Here is an 18,229-nt window from a genome sequence, read left to right as displayed (position 1 = left end):
GTAAAATACTGTTTTTTTAGTATTAAATGGCATTCCAGATCACATCATTTGGAGCAGGAGCAATTATTTTTATATTTTCCTTTGTAACAGGATGGATGAACATTAATTTTCTAGCATGCAAATGGATTCCTCCGTCCGGATTGCTTCGGTCAAAACCATATTTTAAATCCCCTTTTATAGGTAATCCAATCGCTGAAAGTTGAGCCCTTATTTGATGGTGTCTTCCAGTATGAAGATTGATCTCAAGCGCATAGTAGTTGTTTAGTTCTTTGATTATTGTATACTCTAAACTGGCTAATTTGCTTTCAGGGACTTCTTTTTCGTGCGCTTTTGAACTATTGTTTTTTTCGTTTCTTTTTAAATAATGAACGAGTGTATCAGTGGGCTTGGCAGGTTTGTTTTTGACAATGGCCCAATATGTTTTTTGAGTTTCACGGGTACTGAATAATTCATTCATTCGAGTCAGAGCTTTACTGGTTCGGGCAAATACAACTATTCCAGTTGTTGGCCGATCTAAGCGATGTACAACACCCAGGAAAACCTCCCCGGGTTTGTTGTATTTGTCTTTGATGTATTCTTTAACCACATCTGATAAGGGTTTATCACCCGTTTTGTCCCCTTGAACAATATCTCCTACACGTTTGTTAATTACAATAAGATGATTGTCTTCGTGAAGGATTTGAAGGTTGTTTTTAGTAGAAATTATTTTCATTTGGATTTTTAGATTGTTGGATTTCCAATACTCTTAGAGTATTCGACAATAATCAAATTCTCTTAAAGGCTACTCATCTAAGAAGTCAAATTTAATATTGTTCATTTGCATTAGGGAAATCACTTGATTTTACATCTGCAACATATTGGCCAATGGCCGTTGTCATTCCGTCATATAAATTCATATACCTTCTTAAGAAACGAGGACTGAATTCGTTGTTCATTCCTAACATATCATGAATTACTAATACTTGTCCGTCAACACCACCCCCAGCACCAATACCAATAACTGGAATCGAGATGCTTTGGGCTACTTTTTCGGCTAGATGAGCTGGAATTTTTTCTAAAACTAAGGCAAAACAGCCTAGTATTTCTAGTAATTTAGCATCTTCGATTAACTTATGTGCTTCTTCCTCTTCTTTGGCACGAACGGTGTAGGTTCCAAATTTATAAATGGATTGTGGTGTTAAACCTAGATGTCCCATAACTGGAATTCCGGCGTTTAATATTTTCTTGATAGAGTCTTTAATTTCTTTACCACCTTCTAGTTTTACGGCATGACCACCGCTTTCTTTCATGATTCGGATGGCAGAGCGCAAGGCTTCTTTAGGATCGGATTGGTAACTTCCAAAGGGTAAATCCACCACTACCAAAGCTCTTTCAATGGCTCTTACCACAGAGGAGGCGTGATAAATCATTTGATCCAGCGTAATAGGTAATGTAGTTTCATGACCAGCCATAACATTTGAAGCGGAGTCTCCCACTAATATTACATCAACTCCTGCCGTATCAACGATTTTTGCCATGGTGTAATCGTATGCGGTGAGCATCGAAATTTTTTCTCCATTAGCCTTCATTTCAATCAATGACTTTGTTGTAATTCTTTTATAATCTTTTTTTGCGACAGACATATTTCCTTTTTTGAGAGTGTAAAGGTACTAAAATGTATAATTTTAGGTTGAAAATGTAGCACTTATATTATATCGGATACAAATTAATCAAAAAAGTAATCATACGAAAAATTCTAGTACTGACTTTATTGCTCTCCTCAGTATATTAGAAGTCTCAATATCAAGAAGTTCAAAGCGTAATTGACACTTTTTTTCAAGCCTTCCATGCCAGAGATTCACCTCAATTGCATTTACTTTGTGATGATACAAAGATATTGCAATCCATTGCTGAGAATGAAAAAGGCACTTTGCTTTCTCATGAAAAACCAGGGGGCATTTTATAAATCTATAGCTTAAAATTTCAAGAAAAAATTCTCAGGTATTCCATTCAAATAAACGGAGCCATGGCGCATGTCTGGACAACGTATGAGTTTTATGTTAATGGTACACTATGTCATACTGAGGTAAATGCGTTTACACTTTTCAAAAAAGACAACCACTGGAAAATTATTTATCTTATTGACACTCGAAGAAAGTAGTTTGATGAGTTATTTTTAGAATATTCATTGTGTGTTACAAATAAGATAAAAATTAATTGTAATTTTTGGGTTCTGTAATTTTTTACTAATACATTTGCATTTTAAAAAAATAAATTTATGCAGTTGTATGAAAAATTGTCTCGGATTGGTTTTCTCAAAAATAGTTATGCCTTCAAATTCCTGTTTGTTGCATTTATAGGCATTCACATTCCATTAATTGGATTGTTATTTTTTGTGCTTTATGCAAGTAAAACAATTTCAGCCGATTCTATTTTAATTTTTGCGCTGATTATTACTTTATTAGCAACAGCGGTCACTTTATTTTTTTTAAAAAAACTAATTAAACCAATTGAGGTAGCTTCCAGGTCATTAATTGCCTATAGAAAAGACAGAACAATACCTTCTTTGCCAACTAATTTTTCGGATGAAGCAGGGTTGTTAATGAGTAATATTCAAGAATCAATAGCTGATAACGAAAATTTCATTACTGAAAAACAAGATTTAGTTTATTTGCTTTCGCATGATCTAAGAAATTTTGTAGGAAATTCAAAATCGGCCGCATTGCTTATTTTAGAAGAGGATTCTTCGGATTATATAAAAGAATTAGCGGAGTTAATAGTTCAATCCAGTGGTGAACAATTTCATTATATTGAAAGTTTTATCACATTATTAAAAGAACAAGATCAAATTATAAAAAGAAATTCTCAGGACTCCCTAATTCAATTTTCACCTGTTTTTTCTATGGTGGCAAAACAATTAGATCAGGTATTAGTGGTCAAAAATATTAAATTAGTTTTATCAATTGACGTTCAGGAAGCACTTTTATCAATTGACGACGAGTTGTTGATTCGAGTTTTAGTCAACGTAATTGATAATGCTATAAAATTCTCCTACCCAAATAGTGAAATTGAGGTTCATGTGTATCTTGATGGCACTAAACTGTATTTAAAAGTGAAGGATACAGGAGTAGGTTTTGTTCAAAAACAGAGTGACGAATTATTTAAAAAATTCACTAAAATGAGTATGTCTGGCACTTCAAATGAGCCTTCTACAGGAATTGGATTGTATTTGTGCAAAAACATAGTAGAACGACACAACGGTGTAATTTATGCACAAAGCAGTGGGACAAATAAAGGGGCTACTTTTTCAATTGTTTTTGATACAAAAAAGGGCTAAAAATAGTTTTCTAATGTGTTTTTGTTCTTCTTAGGGCTTACGAAATCTGAGAAAATATTTTAAGCACTGTAAACAACAAGATTACTAGGTGCAATATAAAAAAAAGCTGTAATTCTATTCTTGATTTGGAATAGCGTTACAGCTTTTAGTTTATGACAGGGATAAAAAGAGAACGGCAAAACCGGTGCTTTTTAGTACACCTAATACCATATTTTTGCCACCTTAGCTTTTGGTGTAAATACTTAGTATTAGTTTATTTTTTCTAATTGACCTACTTTTTTCCAGTTTGGATCTATATTTAAAGCGACAGCGATGTACACTTCACTTTTATTTACTTTGAAAGCAGTTCCTTTATTCATTTCAGCATTGACTTCTTTAGGTGTTAAGTTGTAAATTGCTCCAGTAATAGGATCTACAATGATACCAATCAAGCCACCAAATAAAATATTTCCAATATACCAAGCATTGAATTTTTTGGTCAAGTTAGTTTCAAAAGTTTGGTATCCTTCTAATTTAATCATCACATGATGTTCTTTTTTTCGTTCCAGTTTGATTTCAAAAGGCGTTTTTCCTACTTCGATTTCATCAATAAAAATAGAGGCAGCAGCAGGGTTGCTTCTAAAATTTACTTTTTGTTTAGAGCCGGAAACAATTGTAGCACAACTACTCATTAGTAGCGCTAGGGATAATGTAGAAATAAGGATTGTTTTTTTCATTAGAGTGTGTATAATTAATTAAGTTGTAATTTATATTGGGGGATTGTGGTTACGTCGCCGTCATAATAATAGAAATCTACTTTGATGCGATAACAAAGACTCCATATATCGGGAGTTCTCTTTTCGGTTACTTTTACAAGATTAGCGCCTTTTTCTCGGGCTAATTTTCGGGCTTTTGTCAGGTGTGAGTTAAAATCACAATCGGTTGTGAAACCACTGTCCTGATATCTGGCATTTCCTATTTTTTTGGCACCTTCAGGAATTGCATGATGAACATCAAGAAAGGCTACGGGGTCTTCAATTGTTAGTGGTTTTTCTGAAGATTCAAAATTAGAAGTGATTTTTGGACTACAGCTAAAAGCTAAAAATACAAAAACGAGAAGAGATAATTTTTTCATTGTCAGATGGAATTGGTTATTATTATTATTATTTTATGGGTAATTTTTATTCTACTCTAACTTTAATAGCACCATAATTATCAGACTGAAAAGTAATAAGTCCAAAAACAGTTTCTCCTTTTTTTATTATTTTGCCATTAATGGAGTAATCGTTCAGCTCAGTTTTGAACTTTTTATTGGCATTACTCGCAACAATCATATTTCCTAAGGCTAATCCGGGTCCAATAATCAGTCCTATTGGTGTCGAGCTGGTTTGCTCCGTCATTCCGTTTGAATTGGTTTTTGTGGTAAAAAATTGAATTGGAGATAGTAATAAATAAAACAAATAGGAGGCTGGGCTTTGTTTTAAAGATTTGAATGTTTTTTCATTCTCCAATAGATACAATTCATTTCCGCTTTCAAAATTTAATTTTATATCTTTTCCAAAAACCAAATCTTTTTCAGTGTTGTTTTTTACTTTAACAGCCACTAGTCGAAGCCCTTTTTTAGTCTCTTTCTTTGCGTATTTCTTATTTAATAAATCATATTTGTATTCCAGCGTTACTCCATGAAGTGTGTTGTTCGAAATATAATTAAGTGAAGCGGGTTGTATTGGTTTGTATCCTGAAGCACAACTATTTAGTAAAATTACAATCGATAATAAAAAAATAATTGTAGTTAATTTCATTTGCTGATTAATTAGTTTTTTTTATTGGTTGTCAATTAGTTTTTTTTGTAAGTAAAGTATACTTTTTCAAAAAGCAAACATAAAGAATTTACTGATACTATTAAAATTAAACAGTATTTATTTTAACCACGTTTTTGTTAATTTTTTTTGATTTAATTTTAAATTTTAGTTAAAAATAGTGGATATACTATACTCTTTTTTTAAAAAGAACTAAATTTGAGAAAACAGAAAATTTATAATTATGAAAAGAAATGCAACCGCAGTCTGGAATGGTTCACTCAAAGAAGGAGCCGGAAAACTAACTACACAAAGTACCACACTAAAAGATACCCAATATTCATTCAAATCTCGTTTTGAAGAAGGAGTGGGGACTAATCCTGAAGAACTTATCGCCGCAGCACACGCAGGCTGTTTTACGATGCAACTTTCGGCCTACATTAGTGAAGAAGGGTTTGAAATCGAAAGTATCGAAACCAAATGCGACATTGATTTAGTTGATGGAACCATTGTTACCTCGCACCTGATGCTTCAAGCAAAAATTAGCGGAATAACAGAAGATGCTTTTCAACAATTAGTAACTAAAGCAGAAAAAAATTGTCCTATTTCTAAAGTTTTGAATGCTGCAATTTCTTCGACTGCTTCCTTAGTTTAAAAATATACAGACATCAAAAAGGTTCGGTTTAATTTTAAATCGAGCCTTTTTGATGTCTGTAAAAGGAATGTTTCAAAAAAATAGTAATACAAATTTTTTTACTTAATGAACGTATAATTACTCTTTGATTATCAGTAAAATAACTATTTAAAAACTTGTAAATAAAACTAATGTTACTTTCATTAAATAATTATCACTGGATATGCGTGTCAAACATGGAGAGTTTGTTTCAATCATAGGAAAATCTGGCTGTGGAAAATCGACGTTGTTGTATTTGCTTTCTACGATGGATACGGAGTATGACGATCAGATATTGATTCATAAAGCACTATTTTACTATGATTTCATGTTTATAGAGCAATCCTTTCAATCCTTCTAAAGCGAAAACGGCTTTTTTTAATTTTGTTGTTTTGGGATCAATTGTATAATTATAGCTTGTTTTGAAACTAGCTTTGTTGGCAATTGCTTTAGCAAACTCAGAACGGTATAAATCGCAGTTTTCAAAAACAACTTCGGTCAAATCAGTGCTCATAAAATCAACGGCAATAAGACTACAATTAGAGAAGGAGGTTCCTTTGATTTTTAAAGTGTAAAATTTAGAGAAATCCAAAATACAATCCTTAAAAGCGATTTCGAAAATTAATTTATCGCACATGGCAAAATTGACATCTTTGATTTCACACCGATTAAAAGTTACGGTTCTAAAGGCCACATAATTAATTTTAGCATTGCTAAAAGTGCAGTCATTGAAGGTACAATCAATGAAAGTTACCGCTAAAAAAACGCATTGGGAGAAATTACAATTTGTAAAAGTACAGCATTCAAATTCCTTAAAATTGACTTCCTCTTCCTTGTACGTAATGTCTTTGTATTCAATATCTAGAAAATATTCGGGCATTTAGTGGTTTTAAATTCAGTTTTATTGCTATCTTTTCATCACAAAGAAACAAAATTCGAAATTGTTAAATTGGATAAATTAGTCTTATTATTTTTGGAATTTTAAACTCTTTCGTAATCCGCTTTCCAGTGCTGAATCGCTTTTTTAATTTCCTTTGCCGAAAGATTTTCATTCAGCGCTCTTAGAGTTAACGCTTGAAATTCATCATCTGAGGCAAAACGTAACGCAAATAGCTGATCGTCATTTAAATGACGTTAAAAATCTTCCAATATTTTTCCGGTAAGAGAAAAATAACGGTACCGAAGTTCTAAATAGACAATTCGGTTTTGTAGGATCAACGCATAATGTTGACGCAACATAAAAACAAGGCAAAAGCACGACAAAGAGTACACTAATAAATATCCAGATTAAAGAATCTTCTTTTGGTACAACTAAAATAAATACTGAAGGCAGCAATGTCATGATTATTGGATAATGAATAAAATGATGAGGCGGATAGTACCGAATGTGATTTTTATAAGATTGTGCTTTCATTAATGTAGTTTAAAAAAAATTAAATATAAATTAAACTATGGATTTAAAGCATTAAAGGCTATGCAATTACTATGAGGTTTTTTTTAACGGAGTAGACCTTTATAATTTCTTTAGATTTCTTTAACATTTCGATAACTCGTTTTTCAAGATAAATTCAATAATTTTATTGAAAATATAAAAAAAATGATAGCTACAAAAGGATACGCAGTACAAGATGCTAAGACAGATTTAGCACCTTGGGATTTCGAAAGAAGAGAAGTTGGACCACATGATGTACAATTTGACATCCTGTTTTGTGGTGTTTGTCACAGTGATTTACACCAAATTAAAGACGATTGGGGAGGATCGATTTACCCAATGGTTCCGGGACATGAGATTGTAGGTAAAGTGGTAAAGGTAGGAAGTCATGTAAAGAAGTTTAAAATAGGAGATATAGCAGGGACAGGTTGCTTGGTAGACTCTTGTAGAAGTTGTGAAAACTGTAAAGAGGGATTAGAACAATTTTGTTTGAAAGGAAGAACCGACACGTATAATGCTTTAGGACAAGACGGAAAAACACCTACTTATGGCGGTTATTCGAATACCATTGTAGTACATGAAGATTTTGTTTTGCAAGTTTCAGATAAATTGCCTTTGGCTGCTGTAGCGCCTTTATTATGTGCCGGAATCACGACCTATTCTCCATTGAGACACTGGAAAGTTGGGAAAGGGCATAAATTAGCCGTTCTTGGTTTGGGTGGTTTGGGACATATGGCGGTTAAATTTGGAGTTTCTTTTGGAGCTGAAGTTACCGTGTTAAGTACATCAGCAAATAAAGAAGCCGATGCCAGAAAATTAGGAGCACATAATTTTATCGTTACTAAAGATGCCAAACAACTCGAAAGTGTAGCTGGTTCTTTTGATTTTATTCTGGATACTGTTTCTGCACCACACGACTTAAATTTGTATTTGTCATTATTGAGAGTAAACGGCGTGCATATTTGTGTGGGCGTACCACCAACACCTTATGAAATTCAAGCTTTTAGTCTCATAGGCGGACGAAGAAGTCTTGCAGGTTCGCTTATAGGCGGCTTGCCTGAAACTCAGGAAATGTTAGATTATTGTGCGGAACATGGTATTGTTTCTGAAATAGAAATGATTGATATCAAAAATGTTCATGAAGCATATGACCGAATGACAAAGGGAGATGTCCGGTATCGTTTTGTAATAGACATGGCTACATTGTAAAAAGTAAGTTTAAAAACCAAGCCCCTAAAAAACTGATACATTTCGGCTTTTTTAGGGGCTTTTTTTATGTGTAAATAGGAATGCTACAGTAGTGTTGACAATAATTATTTTATCAGGTATTTTGTTTTGTTCAGAGTCCCTACGATTTCAAAGAGATTCAATGCCCCCCCCTTTTTTAAGTCTCTACTTGCCTTTGCCGATGATATATTGGACTTGCTAACTTTACCAGCATAAAAAGTTAAGAACAAAAACCTTAATTTAACTTATGAAACAAGTGCGTAAAATTTATGACCGAGCTTTTAAAGAGAAAGCCGTTCAATTGAGTTATGATAGACATAAGATCTCTGAACTAGCCAGAGAATTGGAAGTTACCGCTCCCCAGTTGTATAGATGGCGAAAAGAATAAGAAGAGTTCTGACAAAGAAGTTTTTCTGGGAATGGAAATTTTGTATTGTTTTTTCAGTAGTTAACAAAATTTACTATTAACAAATGCACTCACTCACTTGAAATCAATATGGCTAATTTGGAGGCAACATAAAAGTGTTTTCCTGTTTTCCGTTAAGAAACATAAATCGTAAACTTAAAATCTACCTTAGTAAGTTTTGATTTCTGGAAAACAATATTATAAGCTTGAATTTTACTTAATTTTGGGTTCAGATTTTTTAAGTAATTCTTTAAGATATTTACCCCATATTTTTGGATTGGAATGTGTGCCATGGCCAGTGGTTTTATCTGTAATAGGTAATAAGATATATTTTCCGTTTTTAACGTTTTTAATTTCTTTCTCCATCAATCCGAGTTCAGGAGGGTTTACTTGATCATCGGCAGAATTTATAGCAATTAAAGGGGCTTTAATTTTTGACAAGTAAGGTTGCGGATTGTAATCTCTTGAGGAATCAAAAGCATAAATCAGATCATTAGCATCTAATGTTGATGAATATCGGGCTAAAGTATTTTCCATCATTATTTCTGCTTTCTCTCTGGTTGGGGCTGCAATTTGCCATTGTAACGGACTACTCACCATAAACATCAGAGATAATATAGCGCCAGTCATTCCTTGTTGTGGCTGTTGAATATAATTACCCTCTTTCCACTCAGGATCCATTTCGATTAATTTAATCGCCATTTTTCTTTGAATGCGGTTTCTACCGGCTATTTCTGCTGGTAAGCTTGCCAAAGGCATTAGTGCATCCATAAAATCAGGGTAGGTGTAACCCCAAACCCAAGTGTGCATGCCGCCCATTGATGTTCCCATTACCAATCGAAGATGATCTATTTTCAAATGTTCAGTCAGTAATTTATAGTTTGCCAAAACCATATCGTCATAATTGTATTTGGGAAATGCCATCTTTAAGCCATTGCTTGGTTTGCTCGATTTTCCGTGTCCAATATCATCTGTTAAAACAATAAAATACTTTGTGGCGTCTAACAATTGACCCTTTCCAAATAAATTGCCTCCAAACTGTTTGCTCAAAAAGGCGCTTCCGCTTCCGGTGGTGCCATGCATAATTAAAACAGCATTGTTAATTTGACCTTTCTTATTTTTTGTTGGTTTCCCAATGGTTGTGTAATGTAGTTTTAGTTGGTCTAAATATTCTCCACTTTTAAAAGTAAAATCTTTTATTAGATAATCTCCCTCAATTGGTGCTGGAAAATCTGTCTGTGCAGTAACACATTGGACAGATAAAATATAAAAGAAAATAAAAGCACATGTATTTTTTATTAACATTTCATTAAAATTTAAATTAATAATTTTGGAATAAGATCAGGATAAATTATATTATTTGTTCTTTTATTTTGATGAGACTATTCGAATAAAGAAAAGTTCTTTCAAACATTATACTACTTAAAAACAGACAGTTAATATCCTGCGGCCGCACCATCTTTTCTACTTTCTGAGGCTCCAAAATACACTTTTCTTATTGCGTCATACATGATTGCCTGATACCCTCCATAATACCCTCCAAAGCCAATTTTATGTCCCTTCTGGATCAATTTTTTTATTTCTTCAAAATCAAAACTACTTTCAATTAGGATTTCGCCTTTGCCTGTTGACAGCTCGCCCGTAAAATCAGTTGAACCAATGTGTTCAAACCTTGGTGCATCTCCTGCTTCCTGTAAATTCATACCAAAATCAATCAGGTTCATTAATATTTGAACATGACCTTGAGGTTGAAAATCGCCTCCCATTACACCAAAACTCATAAATGGTTGTCCATCTTTAGTAACAAAACCCGGAATAATAGTATGAAAAGGTCTTTTCTGAGGGGCATACGAATTTGGCGTTCCTTCAGCCAAATTGAAGCATTCGCCTCGATCCTGAAGCATAAAACCTAATTTTGGCGGAACCATTCCAGATCCCATGCCTCTATAATTACTTTGAATTAAAGAAATCATGTTTCCTTCTTTATCGGCGACAGTCAAATAAACTGTACCGCCACTGCTTTCTTTTCCAGCTTTAAAAGTCCCTGCGCGGTCAGGATTAATTAAATCCCTTCTTTCAGTTGCGTACTCTTTAGACAATAAATCATTTACAGAAACTTTCATAAAATCTGAGTCCGCATAATATTTCGCGCGATCTTCAAAAACAAGTTTTTTTGCTTCGTTTACAATGTGCAAATGTTGAGCGCTACCAAAGGGTATTTTACTAAAATCATAACCTTCTATAATATTAAGCATTTGCAAAGTAGCCATTCCTTGTCCGTTTGGTGGTAATTCCCATACGTCATAACCCCTGTAATTTGTTGCGACAGGTTCAATCCAATCCGAATGGTGTGTTGCAAAATCTTCATAAGCTAAAAATCCGCCTTGAGCTTGAATAAATTTAGCAGATTCTCTGGCAATATCTCCTTTATAAAAAGCATCTCTTCCTCCTTTGGCAATTTTTTTATAGGTATTAGCTAAAAATTGGTTTTTAATAATATCTCCTTTTTGAGGTAATTTGCCATCTACAGTATAAGTTTCCTTGATATTAGGGTACTGTTTCATATATTTATTTATCGTGACTTGCAGATAATAAGCAATTAATTCTGTAGTTGGGAAACCTTCTTCAGCATATTTTATACTTGGATTTAAGATGTCCTGCATGGGTAGTTTTCCAAATTTATTATGCAATTCGAACCAACCATCAACACAACCTGGAACCGATACTGGCAGGGGACCACTTGGTGGAATGTGTGTAATGTTATTTTTAGTGAAGTAATCTAAAGTTAGTGCTTTTGGAGATCGTCCGCTGGCATTCAAGCCATAGAGTTTTTTGGTTTTTGCATCCCACACTATCGCAAAAAGATCACCACCAATGCCGCTACCTGTTGGCTCCATCAAGCCTAATGCGGCATTTACAGCTATTGCGGCATCCACTGCTGTACCTCCTTTTTTTAAAATATCGATTCCTATTTGTGTTGCTAAGGGTTGACTGGATGCTACCATTCCGTGTTGCCCAATAACTTCAGATCTTGAAGCAAAATTCCTGCCCGTTAACCGGTCTTGAGCAAGTATAAATGTTGTTGATATCAGCAACAAAAAGAGGAATCGATTTTTCATTTGTGTATGATTTTAATTAGTTTATATCCCAATATAATTTAGTTTCGCTTTTGTCACCACCTATTTTTGTAGCCGCGTTCGTGTAATTAGTTCCATTTAACTGTTGCTCATTTGCTGGATATTTCATCCGGTTTGGATAACCTGAAAAAGCATTTACGGGTATTGTTAATTTTGGGAAATCTAATCTGCGAACTTCCAACCATCCTTCAAATGGGCGATTGTATAATGCAATCCATTTTTGGAAACCTATTCTTTGTTTCCATCCACCTGCAGCGGTCGTGTAAGCAACGTCCGATCTTAATAAGTATTTATCAGCATTTGCCTCAGTACCGCCCCAATATAGTATTGAAGCTTTAATGGCATTATTATAATGAGATTCTGCAGAACCGGTTACGTTGTAGCCACGCTCTTTTGCTTCAGCTCTATAAAATTCCATTTCCACGTAATCTATTAATACGTTTGGCGCGCTAGGGTCAGCTACACGAGTACTTGGCTTTGACATTTTTGGATAATCACTTGGGATGCCCATTATGCCTCCAACGTATAAGCCTACATTATTCACTCCAAAAAAACCTGGTTTACGTGGATCTTCAAAGCTATTCAGAACATCCATTAAATCTTTTGCCGCAATATAATCGGTGCGATTGGCCAACACCAGTTGATCATACAACGGATTATTATTAGGTATTGCGGTAAAATATTTAACAAAACCATTATTAGATATCGCGTTAATAGCATTTGGATTGGCTTTTTCAAAGGCTGTTTTCGCTAATGAATTATCTATGTCAGATATTGTCATAGCCATTCTTACCTGTAAAGAGTTTGCAAAAGAAATCCACTTTGCTACAGAACCTTGAAAAATAATATCTTCTGACGATGTGAAGCCAGGAGCACTAATACTTAATTTGGCTATGTCATTTTCCAATCGGATCATTAATTCTTTGTTAACAGTTTTGGCGTCATCATAAACTGGGAAAAGTAGCTGATCATCTAACGACTTGGAGTAAGGAATATCGCCATAAGTAGTCACCAAAATGTTAAAGGTGTACACTTGCATGATATCGATAATTGCTAATTGATTTGTTTTTATAATTGGATTTAAAGTAACATCATTTGTTATAATACGGGAGCTTTCTTTTAAATCATTCAAAACATCTCTATACATTCTAGTCCACCATGCATCATTAATCGACCTTGTGACATAATTAAATTGTGCCTCTTCCTGAATAACAGCCTGAGCCCAATGATTTACAAAGTGTCGAAAGATGTTAACATTTACACTGGCTGAGGCTAAGCCATCTGACAATGTTTTAACGGCATTTGAGAATAAACTACCCGGAGGGACTTCACTAGCCCGTTTAGTTTCATCATTAAAACGAGTAATGTCGTCTGTACAGGCGCTAATTAGTAACACCAATACTACTATTGAAATAAATCTTTTTTTCATGATTGTAAGTTTATAATTTTACTTTTACGTTTAACCCAATAGCACGTACTGTAGGGTAAGATCCACTTTGATAGCCTTGTATGTTGCCTGAAGATAAGTTTTCTTCAGGGTCAGCGTAGGGAACATTTTTATGGATTAACCATAAGTTTCTTCCAGTCAACGAAAATTCTATTTCATTTATAGATTTAATTCTTGACATTATTTTTTTTGGAAGAGAATATGAAATCGCTACCTCGCGAAGTTTAACAAAACTCGCATCATATACAAAATTTGATTGAGGAAGATATCCACTAGTGCCTGAAACTATAGTAACTCTTTTTGTGTTAGGTTCTCCATTCGCTGTAACTCCTGCCAAAATTATACCTCCTCCATTGGCAACAGCATCTCGTTTTGGGTTTCCAAGATCATTAAGCCCAACAGTTTCGGGTAAAATACCCGACATTGTACCGTAGTACATGTCTAAAGAAAATAATTGACCTCCTTTTTTTACATCAATTAAAAAACTTAAGTTAAAATTTTTATATCTGAAACTATTACTCAATCCACCAATCCAATCTGGATTAACATTTCCAATTACATTTGAGGTAGTAGTTGTAAATTGATATAAACCGTTATCCTTTATAAGTCGTTCCCCATTTAACATTTCATAAGTCACCGATTGTAATTCGCCATAAGGTTTACCTAACGAAGCATTTAAGCTAACTCCACCTTGGAAAGTTCCTAATTGCAAGTTTTTACTGTCGTTGTATAAGGATAAAACTTTATTACGATTTCTTGTGAAATTTAAATTCACATTCCAAGAGAAATCGGCGCCTTTTACCGGAGTTGCAAATATAGAAACTTCGATACCTTTGTTTTCAATATCACCGGCATTAATAAATTTGCTGGAGTAACCTATAGCAGTAGAAACAGCTACAGGAATAATTTGATCTACTGTGTTAGTATGATAATAAGAGGCATCAAAACCTATTCTGTTATTAAAAAAGGACATTTCTAAGCCAATTTCTTTACTGATTGTATTCTCAGGTTTTAATGCACTATTGTTTTTAGTATTAGGTAAAGAAAAAAGCAATGTGCTATCAAAAGGATTTGGCTTATCATACACATCTCTTAGACTTCCCCAAGCGGCATCATTTCCAACAGTAGCATAATTTAGTCTAAGCTTTCCAGAAGATAACCAGGGTAAATTTTGAAGATGATTATAAAAAATATAACTGCCGGAAACGGCATAATAATTATATGCATTTGCTTCTTCAGGCAAGGTTGAAGATTTATCCCTACGCAAGGTTGCATCTAAAAGAAGTAATTCCTTGTAATTTATTGTTACGCCACCAAATACACCATCTACTGCTTTTGGTTGATACGATTCAATCGCTGCAGGGACAGTTCCTTTTGAATTAGAAACGGCATAAAGTTTTGGAACAACTAAACCTCCTGCAGTTTGAGAAAAAATTGAACTTATTGTATTTCTTCTAATATTGAGACCAGCTAAGGCATTAAGACTGAAATCGTCATTTAATTTTTTATTTATTGTTGCCAATAAATCGTAATTAGTTTCATTAAAATTTCTATCAAAACGAGAATAAGATGAAATTCCAGCACTTCCCACGGCTCTTCTTTCCTGTTGCATTTCTGAATAGGTATCTACAGAAACTCGGCCTAAAAGGTCTAACCAGTCGGTAACCTTATAGGTGATTGTTGCGTTTCCAATGACCCTGTTTCTAGTATCGTTTTGATAATTCTCATAAACAACCCAATATGGATTATCTGAAAAACCGGGAGTTAAATTGGTAAGTTTTGTAGGATCAGCCCAGTTCCAAGTAATATTTTTTCTATTTCTAAAATAGGCATCTTTTAATTCTAAAACATCAACATTAGTCTGATTAAAATGTCTGAAATTACTATTCACATTCCTTCCACTATCATAACCTGTTCCATATCTTCCTTTGCCATCAACTTGGGAATAATTTACTAATCCACTTACCACCAGTTTGTTTGTTATATTATAACTAGCACTAAGATTTACAATGTTTTTTAAAACACTTGCATTTGGTAATACGCCTCTTTCATCATTTCTGGAATATCCAATTTTAAAAGAACCTTTGTCAGCAACTAATCCATCAATCATAACATTATGATTCGTAGAAATAGCGGTTTGATAAAAACTGTCCGGTCCGTTTTTAGGTGCAATCCAAGGTTTTGGTTTTTGATAATTTGGTGATGCCTGATCAAATGCTTCCCAATCATATACTAATAAATTTGGGTCATAACGTGGACCCCATGAACGTGGCGCAAATGTAGGTACTACCAAGTCTTTAATTCCATCAGCATTAGCATCAAAAAATAGAAACCCATCTTTATCCTGAGGAATTGAACGCCCAGCGCCATATTCTTGTTGGTATTTTACAAATGTTGTTTTATCTATATTGCCAACCGTAACTCCGCTATTTACAGAAATTCCAAGCCCGTTTTTTGGTTTTTTGGTGGTAATCATTATTACCCCATTTGCTGCTCTTGAACCATAAAGTGCTGAGGCTGCGGCTCCTTTTAACACGTTAATCGATAAGATATCATTTGGATTAATATCAGCCGCTGCATTACCATAATCATAACCGCCTGCCCCTGATCTTTGCGACGCTGAATTTGTATTCGAATTATCCACCGGAACTCCATCTACTACAAATAATGCTTGATTGTTTCCTGTCAATGATTTATTTCCTCTAACTACAACATTTACTGATCCTCCTACAGAGTTACCTTGAGTTATTTGTAAACCTGAAATCTTTCCGGATAGTCCACTTGCAACGTTTCCTACTTGCGTTTTATTGACATCATCACCACTTATTTGTTGAGCCGCATAAGGAAGCGTGTTTTTTTTGCGTCGAATACCAAAAGCGGTAACTACAACTTCATTAAGGCTTTGTCCTTCCTCTTTTAAAACGACAGTAAGAAAACCACTTCCTAAATTAACTTCTTTGGTTTCCATCCCAATAAATGATATTACTAAAACGGATCTTACAGAAGGCACTTCAATAACAAAACTTCCATCAATGTCTGTTTGAACCGAAATAGTAGATCCTTTAACGTGAACATTAGCTCCTGGGATCGTTAATCCTTTTTCATCAACTACCTTTCCTTTTATTATAATAGCAGCTATTGCTTTAATTTCTGTCTGATCCAAACTTTCTGTTGCTGTATTTATCATCGAAATGCGCTCTCTTTGTAGTACAATCAGATTGTTTATTTCGTCATACTTAATGCTAAGTGGTTTTAAAATGCGTGAAAGTACGCTGGATAATAATTCATTAGTGGCTTCTATGTCCACTTTTTGTTTTAACTGAGTCATTCTTGAATTATAAGAAAACTTAACGTGTATTGATTTCTCAAGTTTAAATAAAGCATCATCCAGACTCACATTCGTCATGCTAATTGTCACCTTAGTGTCAAGTTTTCTTTGTTCTTTACCACTATCTGCCAATACTACATTAGAAAAAATGAGAGCTAAAACAAATTGGAATAATGTTAACTTTATGATACGATAGCGTCGTCGTTGTTTTACTACAGTTTTTTTCATAATTTTGGTTTTTTGGTTAATACTTTAATTGGTTATTAGCGAAACATTACAATTGTCTTTTACAGGAGATCAATTGATTTTTTACGGCGTCGTAAATGTTACAGCATTTTCGGCGCTTTTTTTAATTTAATATAAATTGTAATTTAGTTGCAACCAATTGATTGAATACTAATTTGGTTACCATTCATTTGATACGTTGTGTTATTTCCAATACTTTTACAGATTATTTTTAATTTTTCAGATAAGGGCTGGTCAGTTAGTGAAGTAGTAATATGACATTCTTTTAACTTATTTTCTGGAAAATCAATATCTACTAAATACGCTTGCTCTATAGTTCTAAAAATTTGGACTACTGGAATATCGGTAAATTCAAAACTTAATTTTTCTACGTCACCAAGAGCACTAGTTAATGATTCATCTTGTGTTATATTGGTAATTTTATTGAATATAAGGGTTTTTCTACCATAACGAAGTGCTTGATTAGGCAATAAAATCACTTCTTTCTTTGTTGAATTAAAAGCAGATTTATTGGAATGGATTTTGACAATACCTGTTCTAACTATTACCTCCACATTAGAATCGTTTTCATAGGATTTTATTCTAAAACTTGTTCCTATAACTTTAGTTATTATTTCATTTGAATAAACCAAAAACGGTTTTTTAGCATCTTTGCTTATTTCAAAAAAACCTTCACCAGACAGATAAACTTTCCGTTCGTTTCCGACAAATATTTTAGGATAACTCAATTTACTTTTCGGTTGTAATAAAACCGAACTGCCATCTGACAAGATTATAACTTGGGACTTATTGGAGTTGTTTGTTTGCTCTAACAGGCCATCGGAATTCTCTTTAATTAATTCATTATAATTAAGCTCTCCATCATTGGCATTAAAAAAATTATGATAAAACCAAGTTGATATCAGCCCAAATACAAGTGTTGCTGCAATGCCTTTAATCCAATTGTTTCTTAAAAACAACACTTTGGTTTTGCGAGTGGTTTTCTTTTTATTCTCAATTTTATGCCAAGTAGCTTCCAAAGCAGTCTGAACTGCATCAGCTGATAAATCGTCTGAGGGAACTTTCATTGCAAAAATCAATACGCGCGCTTCTTCAACTAATTTAGCTCTTACGGGGTTTTCCAAAGTCCAAAGCTCCCAATTTTGTTGGTCGTTTTGTTGTAGTACCCATCTTTTGAAGGATTCATCGGCCAAAAAATCGCCTATTTCAATATAATTATTACGGTTTTGCATGAATAAA

The 18,229-nt window shown here is 33.8% G+C and carries 16 protein-coding genes and 1 pseudogene; 5 read left to right on the top strand and 12 right to left on the bottom strand.

Going from position 1 to position 18,229, the window contains the following annotated elements:
• Positions 1-22: 22 nt before the first annotated feature.
• Positions 23-712, bottom strand: coding sequence for an RluA family pseudouridine synthase (locus EKL95_RS09575; protein ID WP_197037243.1), 690 nt, complete (start codon positions 710-712; stop codon positions 23-25).
• Positions 713-803: 91 nt separating this feature from the next.
• A complete protein-coding gene (gene panB / locus EKL95_RS09570) occupies positions 804-1,622 on the bottom strand; it encodes a 3-methyl-2-oxobutanoate hydroxymethyltransferase (RefSeq protein WP_126554152.1) in 819 nt (272 codons plus the stop codon).
• 635 nt (positions 1,623-2,257) lie between these two features.
• Here panB and EKL95_RS09560 point away from each other — a divergent pair.
• Positions 2,258-3,316, top strand: coding sequence for a sensor histidine kinase (locus EKL95_RS09560; protein WP_126462519.1), 1,059 nt, complete (start codon positions 2,258-2,260; stop codon positions 3,314-3,316).
• Between the two features lie 248 nt (positions 3,317-3,564).
• On the opposite strand, the gene EKL95_RS09555 is transcribed toward EKL95_RS09560, so the two are convergent.
• From EKL95_RS09555 to EKL95_RS09545, 3 genes are read right to left on the bottom strand one after another with little or no spacing between them, the layout of a single operon-like run.
• Positions 3,565-4,032 carry a PEGA domain-containing protein gene (locus tag EKL95_RS09555; protein ID WP_126462516.1) on the bottom strand — a complete coding sequence of 156 codons (468 nt, stop codon included), beginning with the start codon at positions 4,030-4,032 and terminating at the stop codon, positions 3,565-3,567.
• 14 nt (positions 4,033-4,046) lie between these two features.
• The gene (locus EKL95_RS09550; RefSeq protein WP_126462513.1) at positions 4,047-4,430 is read right to left on the bottom strand and encodes a hypothetical protein; all 384 of its coding nucleotides are present in this window, start codon (positions 4,428-4,430) and stop codon (positions 4,047-4,049) included.
• Between the two features lie 46 nt (positions 4,431-4,476).
• Positions 4,477-5,097 (bottom strand): hypothetical protein, encoded by a 621-nt coding sequence (locus EKL95_RS09545; protein WP_126564041.1) that lies wholly within the window; start codon positions 5,095-5,097, stop codon positions 4,477-4,479.
• A gap of 241 nt (positions 5,098-5,338) precedes the next feature.
• Between EKL95_RS09545 and EKL95_RS09540 the strand changes: the two genes are divergently transcribed.
• Complete coding sequence (locus tag EKL95_RS09540; protein WP_126462508.1) at positions 5,339-5,749, top strand: OsmC family protein; 411 nt, start codon at positions 5,339-5,341, stop codon at positions 5,747-5,749.
• A gap of 202 nt (positions 5,750-5,951) precedes the next feature.
• Complete coding sequence (locus tag EKL95_RS15375; protein ID WP_317125144.1) at positions 5,952-6,128, top strand: ATP-binding cassette domain-containing protein; 177 nt, start codon at positions 5,952-5,954, stop codon at positions 6,126-6,128.
• Here EKL95_RS15375 and EKL95_RS09530 read toward each other — a convergent pair.
• A complete protein-coding gene (locus EKL95_RS09530) occupies positions 6,078-6,647 on the bottom strand; it encodes a pentapeptide repeat-containing protein (protein WP_126462505.1) in 570 nt (189 codons plus the stop codon). The two genes, EKL95_RS15375 and EKL95_RS09530, sit on opposite strands and share 51 nt — an antisense overlap.
• A gap of 101 nt (positions 6,648-6,748) precedes the next feature.
• A pseudogene (locus EKL95_RS15180) lies at positions 6,749-7,181 on the bottom strand (DUF6526 family protein).
• 183 nt (positions 7,182-7,364) lie between these two features.
• Between EKL95_RS15180 and EKL95_RS09520 the strand changes: the two are divergent.
• Positions 7,365-8,408, top strand: coding sequence for an NAD(P)-dependent alcohol dehydrogenase (locus EKL95_RS09520; RefSeq protein ID WP_126462502.1), 1,044 nt, complete (start codon positions 7,365-7,367; stop codon positions 8,406-8,408).
• A 265-nt stretch (positions 8,409-8,673) separates the two neighbouring features.
• A complete protein-coding gene (locus EKL95_RS09515; RefSeq protein ID WP_126462499.1) occupies positions 8,674-8,814 on the top strand; it encodes a transposase in 141 nt (46 codons plus the stop codon).
• 231 nt (positions 8,815-9,045) lie between these two features.
• Here the strand turns inward: EKL95_RS09515 and EKL95_RS09510 are convergent, their stop codons facing one another.
• The 5 genes from EKL95_RS09510 to EKL95_RS09490 form a co-directional block, all read right to left on the bottom strand.
• Positions 9,046-10,137: an alpha/beta fold hydrolase gene (locus EKL95_RS09510; protein ID WP_126564040.1), complete on the bottom strand. Its 1,092-nt coding sequence runs from the start codon at positions 10,135-10,137 to the stop codon at positions 9,046-9,048.
• 131 nt (positions 10,138-10,268) lie between these two features.
• A complete protein-coding gene (ggt, locus tag EKL95_RS09505; protein WP_126564039.1) occupies positions 10,269-11,951 on the bottom strand; it encodes a gamma-glutamyltransferase in 1,683 nt (560 codons plus the stop codon).
• A 16-nt stretch (positions 11,952-11,967) separates the two neighbouring features.
• Positions 11,968-13,398 carry a SusD/RagB family nutrient-binding outer membrane lipoprotein gene (locus EKL95_RS09500; protein WP_126564038.1) on the bottom strand — a complete coding sequence of 477 codons (1,431 nt, stop codon included), beginning with the start codon at positions 13,396-13,398 and terminating at the stop codon, positions 11,968-11,970.
• 10 nt (positions 13,399-13,408) lie between these two features.
• Positions 13,409-16,972, bottom strand: a complete 3,564-nt coding sequence (locus tag EKL95_RS09495; RefSeq protein ID WP_233588563.1) for a SusC/RagA family TonB-linked outer membrane protein — start codon at positions 16,970-16,972, stop codon at positions 13,409-13,411.
• Positions 16,973-17,115: 143 nt separating this feature from the next.
• On the bottom strand, positions 17,116-18,114 hold the full coding sequence (locus tag EKL95_RS09490; protein ID WP_233589403.1) for a FecR family protein: 999 nt from the start codon (positions 18,112-18,114) through the stop codon (positions 17,116-17,118).
• Positions 18,115-18,229: the final 115 nt, after the last annotated feature.

Source organism: Flavobacterium sp. LB2P53, from assembly GCF_003970305.1.
Taxonomy (GTDB): Bacteria; Bacteroidota; Bacteroidia; order Flavobacteriales; family Flavobacteriaceae; genus Flavobacterium.
Note: the sequence above shows the minus strand (reverse complement) of the source record. Positions and strands in the feature narration are given on the sequence as shown.